This window comes from Undibacterium sp. TJN19 (assembly GCF_049339485.1).
Lineage (GTDB): Bacteria > Pseudomonadota > Gammaproteobacteria > Burkholderiales > Burkholderiaceae_D > Undibacterium.
Map to the genome: position 1 here is coordinate 1 of NZ_JBMPPL010000067.1, position 441 is coordinate 441.

Below are 441 nucleotides of genomic sequence, written 5' to 3' on the forward strand. Positions count from 1 at the left end.
CCCGCCAGCAAGGTCTGTCCAGCGTCGCCACACTAGACCAGGAAGCCAAAGGCGTCGCGTTAAACCTCAGCTACGAACTGGCAGGTGTGCGGGCCGACATCGGCTCCAGCCCCATCGGCTTCCCCGTTCAGAACATAGTTGGCGGCCTGCGCTGGAGTGGCAGCGACGATGGCGCCAGCCTCGGCATAGAAATCGCCCGCAAATCCGTCACCGACAGCTACCTCTCCTACGCAGGCGCCAAAGACAGCCTGTATGGACTCACCTGGGGTGGCGTCACCCGCACCGGCATCAAACTCGACACCTCCTACGATGGCGAAGATGGAGGCGTCTACGCCAGCGGCGGCTACTACGGACTCACCGGCAAAAACGTCGCCAAAAACACCATGGCCGAATTTGGCGCGGGTGCCTACTGGCGTGCCTATAAAACCAACGACTTCACCT

1 protein-coding gene is annotated in these 441 nt (G+C 61.5%); it reads left to right on the forward strand.

Annotation, left to right across the window (positions count from 1 at the left end; all coding sequences use genetic code 11):
* The coding region (locus tag ACO0LH_RS28550) for a cellulose synthase subunit BcsC-related outer membrane protein (RefSeq protein ID WP_422944535.1) at positions 1–441 on the forward strand (441 nt) is incomplete at both ends.